The sequence below is a fragment of the Bradyrhizobium sp. genome (assembly GCF_017881085.1).
GTDB lineage: Bacteria > Pseudomonadota > Alphaproteobacteria > Rhizobiales > Xanthobacteraceae > Bradyrhizobium.
This window is the reverse complement of sequence record NZ_JADGRI010000252.1, coordinates 1-8112: the sequence shown is the minus strand read 5'-3', so window position 1 is coordinate 8112 and position 8112 is coordinate 1. Positions and strand designations below refer to the sequence as shown.

General features: G+C 63.3%; 6 protein-coding genes. 3 read left to right on the top strand and 3 right to left on the bottom strand.

Annotated features, from left to right (window positions below; genetic code table 11):
- Window positions 1-626 (bottom strand): outer membrane beta-barrel protein (locus QZ213_RS20740; RefSeq protein WP_365885083.1); only part of this gene is annotated, 626 nt, incomplete at its 3' end.
- Between the two features lie 594 nt (window positions 627-1220).
- Between QZ213_RS20740 and QZ213_RS20735 the strand changes: the two genes are divergently transcribed.
- Both QZ213_RS20735 and QZ213_RS20730 read left to right on the top strand, forming a co-directional pair.
- Window positions 1221-3287 (top strand): alkaline phosphatase family protein, encoded by a 2067-nt coding sequence (locus tag QZ213_RS20735; protein WP_291687966.1) that lies wholly within the window; start codon window positions 1221-1223, stop codon window positions 3285-3287.
- Window positions 3288-3385: 98 nt separating this feature from the next.
- Window positions 3386-4951 carry a tetratricopeptide repeat-containing sulfotransferase family protein gene (locus tag QZ213_RS20730; RefSeq protein WP_291687965.1) on the top strand — a complete coding sequence of 522 codons (1566 nt, stop codon included), beginning with the start codon at window positions 3386-3388 and terminating at the stop codon, window positions 4949-4951.
- Between the two features lie 28 nt (window positions 4952-4979).
- On the opposite strand, the gene QZ213_RS20725 is transcribed toward QZ213_RS20730, so the two are convergent.
- Together QZ213_RS20725 and QZ213_RS20720 are read right to left on the bottom strand one after the other, a co-directional pair.
- Window positions 4980-5492 carry a hypothetical protein gene (locus tag QZ213_RS20725; protein ID WP_291687964.1) on the bottom strand — a complete coding sequence of 171 codons (513 nt, stop codon included), beginning with the start codon at window positions 5490-5492 and terminating at the stop codon, window positions 4980-4982.
- Between the two features lie 108 nt (window positions 5493-5600).
- Complete coding sequence (locus QZ213_RS20720; RefSeq protein ID WP_291687963.1) at window positions 5601-7145, bottom strand: acetolactate synthase large subunit; 1545 nt, start codon at window positions 7143-7145, stop codon at window positions 5601-5603.
- Window positions 7146-7366: 221 nt separating this feature from the next.
- Between QZ213_RS20720 and QZ213_RS20715 the strand changes: the two genes are divergently transcribed.
- On the top strand, window positions 7367-7939 hold the full coding sequence (locus tag QZ213_RS20715) for a L,D-transpeptidase (RefSeq protein ID WP_291687962.1): 573 nt from the start codon (window positions 7367-7369) through the stop codon (window positions 7937-7939).
- The last annotated feature ends 173 nt before the right edge of the window (window positions 7940-8112 follow it).

Here is an 8112-nt window from a genome sequence, read left to right as displayed (position 1 = left end):
GTGGTAGCGGTCTGATTGCCAATCGCGGAGACGTTTCCGAGATCGACATGGAGATATTCGATCCTGGCGGACCATTTGCTCGCGAACATCCATTCGGCGCCGCCGCCCGCCGCCCAACCTGCTCTGACTTTGTTAACACTGGCGGGAAAGTCGACGGGAAAGTTGGTGAAGCCATCATTATCGAATACGCGCGTGTTCGCGGAGTTACTCACCTGACCGTAAGCAAGACCGCCGGTGCCGTACAGCAGCAGGTCCGGCGTGATGGTCAAGCCGAGACGGCCGCGCACGGTACCGAACCATTGGAGCCTTTCCTCGGTCGACCGGAAACCGCCGTCAATCGCCGTGCTGTCCGGACGGGGATGCAGCTTTGACTCACTGGCCGAGCCCTTGATGCCGGAGCCCTGGAAATCCGCCTCGAGACCCGTGACCAGCGGTCCCATCTGCCAATTGTAGCCGATCTGGGCGCCGCCGATGACGCCTTTGGATCCGGGATCCAAGGTTCCGTTGCCATCCTCCGGCAACAGAAACGGGACCGCAGCGGTGACATCCACATTCCCGTCGCTCCGCCCATACCCAATATTGCCGCCGAGATAGAAACCAGCCCAGCTAGCGACAGGCGCCGCCATCGGGGGCGCCTTGGCGACAATACCGCGCAGCGGAAGATCGGTCGCGAGTGCGGATGCAGAACCCAGCACAACGAGAGCTGCCGCGAGAACAATTCGTTTCATGTCATTTCACCCGATGCCAATGCGCCAGTCTCAGTGAACCGGCTCAGATCCGTTCGGGTGCAGACATGCACGACTCACGCACGCCGCTACATCATCCAACCGGATGAAGTCGGGCGGTTTTTCCATCCGGATCGCACTTGAGATGGCGAATGTGGCACGCCGGACACACCGGTGTTCCGGTCGGGCCGCCCATGCCGGACCTGCAGGAATATCCAACAGCGGCGATCTCGTAAGAGGTGCGCGCTGTTTCGATGACGGTCCTGATCGGCCCTGGTGGCCGGCGGAAACCTTTGAAGATATCTCAGGCCTCCTGCGGTGCCGCGCGCGAGCCTAGGCCAGCCCCGGCTCCGCTCAGGCGACTTTCATCATTCTGTAATCGAACTGACATGCGCTCGAAGCACACACGACACGTGGGGCACTTAGCTTCCGTTCGTTCGCTGCTCGCCGAACAACTTCACCGTATTACTTCAATTTTTTTGAACAGGGGGCGTCATGCTCAAGCAACAGACGAAACGTCTACGCGATCGCACGGTCATCACCGCGGCGATCTTGTCACTGATGGGATCCAATACCTACGCGGTCGAAAACGGCCCGATGGGCGGAACCCATAGCAACGACCGCAGAACCACGAGCCCCATCAAGCACGTCATCGTTATCATGGGCGAAAACCGCACCTTCGACCATGTGTTCGCGACTTACGAGCCGCGCCGCGGCGAGAGCGTCGACAATCTCCTGTCCAAGGGAATTATCAACAAGGACGGATCGCCCGGCCCGAACTACGCCAAGGCGGCGCAGTTCTCGGCGGTGGACAACAACCTCTATGCGATCAATCCCGGTCAGAAGACGCCCTATAACAACTCGACCAACAGGCTGCAGGCTCCCGGAACCTCCTACGCACCACAGTCATGCTATACGACCGTCGAAGCGGCCGCGCTCAATGGTCCGGGCTGCCTTTCCACGCTGTCGGAAGCCGGCCGCGGTGATTATGGCCTGCGGCCGCAGGACCTGCCGCTGCTGACCACCGGCGCGACGGGGATTGCGGGGAATTCGCCCGACACCCGTATCCTGAACTCCAGCAACCTGCCCAACGGCCCCTATCCGCTGGTGCAGCCGCAGCCGGGCGAGGCCACCTCCAGCCTTTATGCCACTTACGGCGGCAGCCCGGTGCATCGCTTCTACCAGATGTGGCAGCAGCTCGACTGCGACGCCGCCAAGGCCTCGCGGCACAATCCGAGCGGATGTCAGGCCGATCTCTTCCCCTGGGTCGAGCAGACAGTCTCCTCCGGCAGCAACGGCAATCCGACGCCGAAACCGCTGAAGGAAGGCGATATCGCGATGGGCTTCTACAACGTCGCCAAGGGCGACGCGCCCTACCTGACGCAGCTCGCCCGCCAATACACGCTCAACGACAACTACCATCAGCCGGTGATGGGCGGAACCTTCGCCAACCAGATGATGTTCGGCTATGCCGACGTGCTGTACTACGCCGACGGCAATGGCGATCCCGCGACCCCCAACCATGTGCTGGTTCCCGGTTCGAACCCGCCCGTTTACGTCGACGAGGTCGAGAACCCCAATCCGGCGCCGGGCACCAACAACTGGTACACCAATGACGGATATGGCGGCGGCAGCTATACCAACTGCTCCGACTATACCCAGCCGGGCGTTGCCTCGATCGTCAACTATCTGACCGCGATCCACGTGCCGCCGAACTGCGCGCCGCACGCATATTACCTGCTCAACAACTACGTCCCCGCCTTCATCGGCAGCGGCGCCACCGATCCGATCAACAACGGCCCGTTCACCCTGCCGCCGGTCATCAAGCAGCGGCACATCGGCGATCAGCTCAGCCAGGCCAACGTGTCGTGGGCCTATTTCGGCGAACGCTGGAACGACTTCAAGACCGCTCCCGGCGAGGGCACCAACTTCGGCTCGCTCGATCCGATCGCCTATCTGTATTGCAACATCTGCAATCCGTTCCTCTATTCCGCCTCCGTCATGACCAACGCTTCGGCGCGCAATACGCACCTGAAGGACACGCTCGATCTGTATGATGCCATCGCCAAGGGCAACCTGCCGGCGGTGTCGTTCGTGAAGCCGAGCACCTTCAACGACGGCCATCCCTCCTCGTCCAGGCTCGACCTGTTCGAATCCTTCAGCCGGCGGATCATCGACCAGGTGAAGTCGAACGAGGAACTCTGGGAATCCACCGCGATTCTGGTCACGGTTGACGAAGGCGGTGGCTATTACGACTCCGGTTATATCCAGCCGGTCGATTATTTCGGCGACGGAACGCGCATTCCGATGATCGTCGTGTCGAAATATTCGCAAGGCGGCCACGTCTCGCATGAATATGGCGATCACGCCTCGATCGTGAAATTCATCGAGCGCAACTGGCAGCTTCCCAAGCTCTCGACCCGCAGCCGCGACAATCTGCCGAACCCGAAGACCTCGGACGACAATCCCTATGTGCCGCAGAACCGGCCGGCGATCGGCGATCTCTGGGGCAACTTCTCGTTCGCGGATCGCGACCACGATCACGATCACGATCACAACTGACGATCCCGGCGACGCCGGATCGTTGGTGACGTGATTTCAAAGAAGCCGAGAAGGTCGGACGCCCGTCCGGCCTTCTCGCCTTGTCAAGGAGTGACCGCTTGCCTAGCCCTGCCCAGAACGGAGTTCGTTCGGCTTCCGTGAACGAGGCGCGGCGCGCCTTCGCCAATGGAGATGTGTCGACGGCGGAGCGGATTTGCTCGGAGCTGGTGGCGCGCGCGCCGGAGGATGGAGCCGCCTGGGCGCTTCTGACGGAAACCGCGCTGCAGCGAGGCCGTCCCGACGCGGCCATCGTCTGCGCCGATCGCGCGGTCGCCCTGATGCCGAAGGATCCGATTCCGCTCATTCTGCGCGCAAAATGCCTGTTTGTTTCCGGTGAGGCACGCCGCGCCTTCGAGGCCGCCGAAGCCGCCGCGAAGATTGTCGGCAATGCGCCGGAAGCGCAGGACGCACTGGGTGCGATCTTCGGCCTGCTGGGCTTGCATCAAAGAGCCAAGGAATTCTTCCTGCGGGCGGTCGCCGCCCGTCCCGATATGCCGCAATATTTGTTCAATCTCGCCGCGACCGAGCGGATGACCGGGGCGCTGAAGGAGGCCGAAGCGCATTGCGACGCCGCCATCGCACTCGACCGCCACTACGGTCTTGCCCACTATTTGCGCTCGGACCTGCGCATCCAGACCGCCGATCGCAACCATATCGCGGAAATGGAAGCGCTGATCCGCGATGGCCGGCTGGCGCAACCCAGCGAAGCCATGCTGCGCTTCGCGCTCGGCAAGGAATGCGAGGACCTGGATTGGCACGCGCGCGCCTTCGATCACGTCGAAGCCGGCTGCGATCTGCAGCACCGTTCGACCCCGCACGATCATGCCGCCGGGATCGCCGAGATCGACCGCATCATCCACACCCATACCAGAAGCTGGATCGACGCAGCCCCGCCCGGTTATTCCGCCGCCGCGCCGGTGTTCGTCGCGGGGCTGCCGCGCACCGGCACGACGCTGGTCGAGCGCATCATCGCCAGCCACGCCGCGATGAGCTCGGTGGGAGAAACCGGCGCGTTTGCGATCGAGATGAGCCGCGCCATGAAGGATACGGCGACCAGAGCCGATCCGGCCGCGATCGGCAGACGCTATATCGATGCGGCGACCGCGTTCCGCGATCTGCAAAATGTGCGCTTCGTCGACAAGACCCTGCAGAATTACCTCTACTGCGGCCTCATTCACGCGGCGCTGCCGGCCGCCAGGATCATACTGGTCCAGCGTCATCCGCTGGATGCGTGCTGGGCCATCTACAAGGCCCATTTTCAAGGCAAGTTCACGTTCTCGTACCACCAGACCGAACTGGCGGAATATTATCTGGCCTATCGCCGGCTTACGCAGCATTGGCGGGCGACGCTGCCGCCGGACGTGTTGCTGGAAATCAACTACGAGGACATCATCAGGGATCAGGCGGCGGCGAGCCGGCGGCTCGTCGGTTTTGTCGGACTTCCCTGGGACGACGAGGTCCTGCGGTTTCACGAAAGCCCGGCGCCGTCCGCGACCGCAAGCGCTGTTCAGGTGCGCCGCCCGATCTATTCGTCTTCGGTGGGCAAATGGCGGCACCACGCCGAGCGGCTCGCGCCGCTACGTGAACGGTTGGCGCGCGAGATTCCGGAAGCGGAATTGGCGTGAGGGCGCTTCGGCCGACGACTTTGCCCGGTCAGCTTAACCCCAACCGCACATCCCTGAGCCGCCCCGCCAGCCAGGCCGACAACGGTCCGTCGATCACGCCGCCGACATAGACGTCCGAGACGACGCTCTTCTTGCCCAGCACGAGGTAGACCCCGATCCAGTAGGCGAACCACAGATGCGGGTCGGTCAGCGCGCGCAGCTTGTGCCGATCGTGCTCCGCCGGCTGGTGATTACTGGCTTTCCGCACTTCGATGGCGAGCAAATTGTTGGGAATCTCGCGCTGGTGCACGACGATGTCGGGATAGATCGATTTCGCCAGATGGTCGTCGGTCGAGACGATAGAGCCGTGCGGCAGCCGCAAGGTGCGCTCGCCGAGCCGGTCGTAATCGCAATCGACCTGCCAGCCCGGAAAATGCTTTTCCAGATGCACCGCCAGCCGATGCGTCAGCGTGCGCTCGCCGAGATCATGCTCCAGCAGCCAGGTCTCGTGCGCGTAGAATTCCCGCAGCGCGGTGACGACCTTGTTGAGTTCCGTTTGCATCTGGCCTCCGACGAGACATCCTAGGGCCTAATCGGAAACGCATCGAACTGTTTCGGAATCTTTTTAGTCTAAAAATGATTCGTTCTTCGTCGCGCCCGCCACTGATCCTCACATCCGCACTTCGATCAGCCGCGGCCCCTTCTCCGGCATCGCTTCGGCCAGCGCCGCGACGAGTTCGTCCGCCGTGGTGACCGCGCGCCCCTGAACGCCCATGCCCTTGGCGAGCGCAACGAAGTCGAGTGTCGGGCGGTCGATCTTCAGCATGTCCAGGGCGCGCTGGCCGGGCTCACCGGCGCCGACGCCGTCGAATTCGCCGCGCAGAATCTGATAGATGCGATTGGCGAACACGATGGTGGTGACGTTGAGGCCTTCGCGCGCCTGGGTCCACAACGATTGCAGCGTGTACATCGCGCTGCCGTCGCCGACCATGCAGATCACCTTGCGGTCCGGGCAGGCCACCGCGGCGCCGGTCGCCACGGGAGTGGAAAACCCGATCGAGCCGCCCATGTTCTGCAGCCAGTCGTGCGGGGCGGCCGCGGCCGTCGGCGGAAAGAAGCCGCGCCCGGTGGTGATGGATTCGTCGACCACGATGGCGTTTTCCGGAATCGCCATCGCGATCGCCTGCGCGATCGAGGCGTGGGTGAGCGCGCCCGTGGGTTTCGCCAGTTCGACCAGGGCTTGCGGCTTGGCGTCGGACGGCTTGGCGCCGAGCGCGGAGGCCAGCGCCTCCAGCGCTGCGACGGAGTTCTCGCCGCCCGAGGTCATGCGGTGGACCTCGCAGCCCTCCGGCTTCAACAGGCTCGGCTTGTTCGGATAGGCGAAGAACGCCACGGGATCGTTGGCCTCGACCAGCACGATATGCTTGAAATCCTTCAGGATCGGCAGCGCCTGCTCGATCACGTAGGGAATCCGGTCGATCGAGAAGCGTCCCTTCCCGCGCGCCATGCGCGGATTATAGGTCTGGCCCATCACCTTGCAGCCGGTCTTGCCTGATATCTGCGCCGCCAGCGCCAGTCCCTGCTCGGTCAGCGCGTTCCCGGTGAGCAAAAGCAGCGTCTGGGCGCCGCCGCGCAGCACCTTTGCGGCGTTGTCCACGGCCTGCGACGAATAGCTGGAGCGCTGGGATTCCGCCGGCACCTGCGCGATGCCGTCGGCTTCGTTCCAGGCGGTGTCGGCGGGCAAAATGAGAGTGGCGATCTGCGGCGGGGAACTCTTGGCGGCGGCGATGGCGGCGGCGCCGTCCCTGGCGACCGATTTGGCGTCCGGCGAGGTCCGCACCCAGGCCGACATCGGCCGCGCCAGGCCCTCGATGTCGGAAGTCAGCGGCGCGTTGAAGCCGATGTGATAGACCGCATGCTGGCCGACGATGTTCACGATGCCGGAATTCGCCTTCTTGGCGTTGTGCAGGTTGGCCAATCCATTGGCGAGGCCGGGACCAAGATGCAGCAGCGTCGAAGCCGGCGAACCCTTCATGCGGAAATAGCCGTCGGCGGCACCGGTCACCACGCCCTCGAACAGGCCGAGCACGCAGCGCATGCCCTCGACCCGATCCAGCGCCGCGACAAAATGCATCTCGGAGGTGCCGGGGTTGGCAAAGCAGACATCAACGCCGCCAGCCACCAGGGTCCGCACCAGACTTTCCGCACCGTTCATCATTCCACTCCCGTTCGCGAGGCTTTTTTGAATGTCGGAAAGATCAATCATTCCTTGCGCGTTTCGTCAAAGGGTTCCCGGGCATTGCCGGTATCGCCGCGGCGTTGGCGCCATTTTAACCACCCCCTTTGCAGATCGACGGCTCACGGGCTCGTTGCTTGCGGAATCGCCGTGGATATGGCCTGCTTCCGCGGTCAATCGATTTATGGCGGGGAATGAAGATGATCCGGGCTTTTGCTTTGCTGTTTGCGGCGGTGACACTCATGGCCGGCGCCAGCCAGGCGCGGGCCGAGAGTTTCGACACCCGCGATTTCATGGGCGGCGGGCCTAATTTCAGCATGGGCGGCTCCAGCCCGATCCCGCGCACCACGGTGAATTTCGGCAGCGAATATGCGCCCGGCACCATCGTCGTGAACACCGCCGAGCGGCGGCTTTACCTCGTGCTCCCCAACGGTCAGGCGCTGCGCTACGGCATCGGCGTCGGCCGCGACGGCTTCCGCTGGGGCGGGGTGCATCGCATCTCCGCCAAGAAGGAATGGCCGGCTTGGACGCCACCCTCGCAGATGCTGGCGCGACGGCCCGATCTGCCGCGCCACATGGCCGGCGGCATCGACAATCCGCTCGGCGCGCGCGCCATGTATCTGGGCTCGACGCTGTATCGAATCCACGGTTCCAACGAGCCGGAGACGATCGGCCAGGCGGTATCCTCCGGCTGCTTCCGCATGACCAATGACGACGTGCAGGATCTCTACGACCGCGTTTCCGTCGGCACCACCGTGGTCGTGAAGAACTAGGCAACGTCGGAGCCGCGATCGTCGTCGTCCCTGCGAAAGCAGGGACCCATACGCCGTGTCCCCTGTTGTAAAAAAGCGCTGTTCGACGGCTTTCGCGCAACAACACAAGCCTGTGGTTATGGGTCCCTGCTTTCGCAGGGACGACGATGTTGGTATTGTTTGCAATGAGCCAA

Bases quoted from the DNA above. Each gene is read 5' to 3' on its own strand.
- QZ213_RS20715 (WP_291687962.1), top strand. From the start codon at position 7,367: ATGATCCGGGCTTTTGCTTTGCTGTTTGCGGCGGTGACACTCATGGCC.
- QZ213_RS20720 (WP_291687963.1), bottom strand. From the start codon at position 7,145: ATGAACGGTGCGGAAAGTCTGGTGCGGACCCTGGTGGCTGGCGGCGTT.
- QZ213_RS20735 (WP_291687966.1), top strand. From the start codon at position 1,221: ATGCTCAAGCAACAGACGAAACGTCTACGCGATCGCACGGTCATCACC.
- QZ213_RS20725 (WP_291687964.1), bottom strand. From the start codon at position 5,492: ATGCAAACGGAACTCAACAAGGTCGTCACCGCGCTGCGGGAATTCTAC.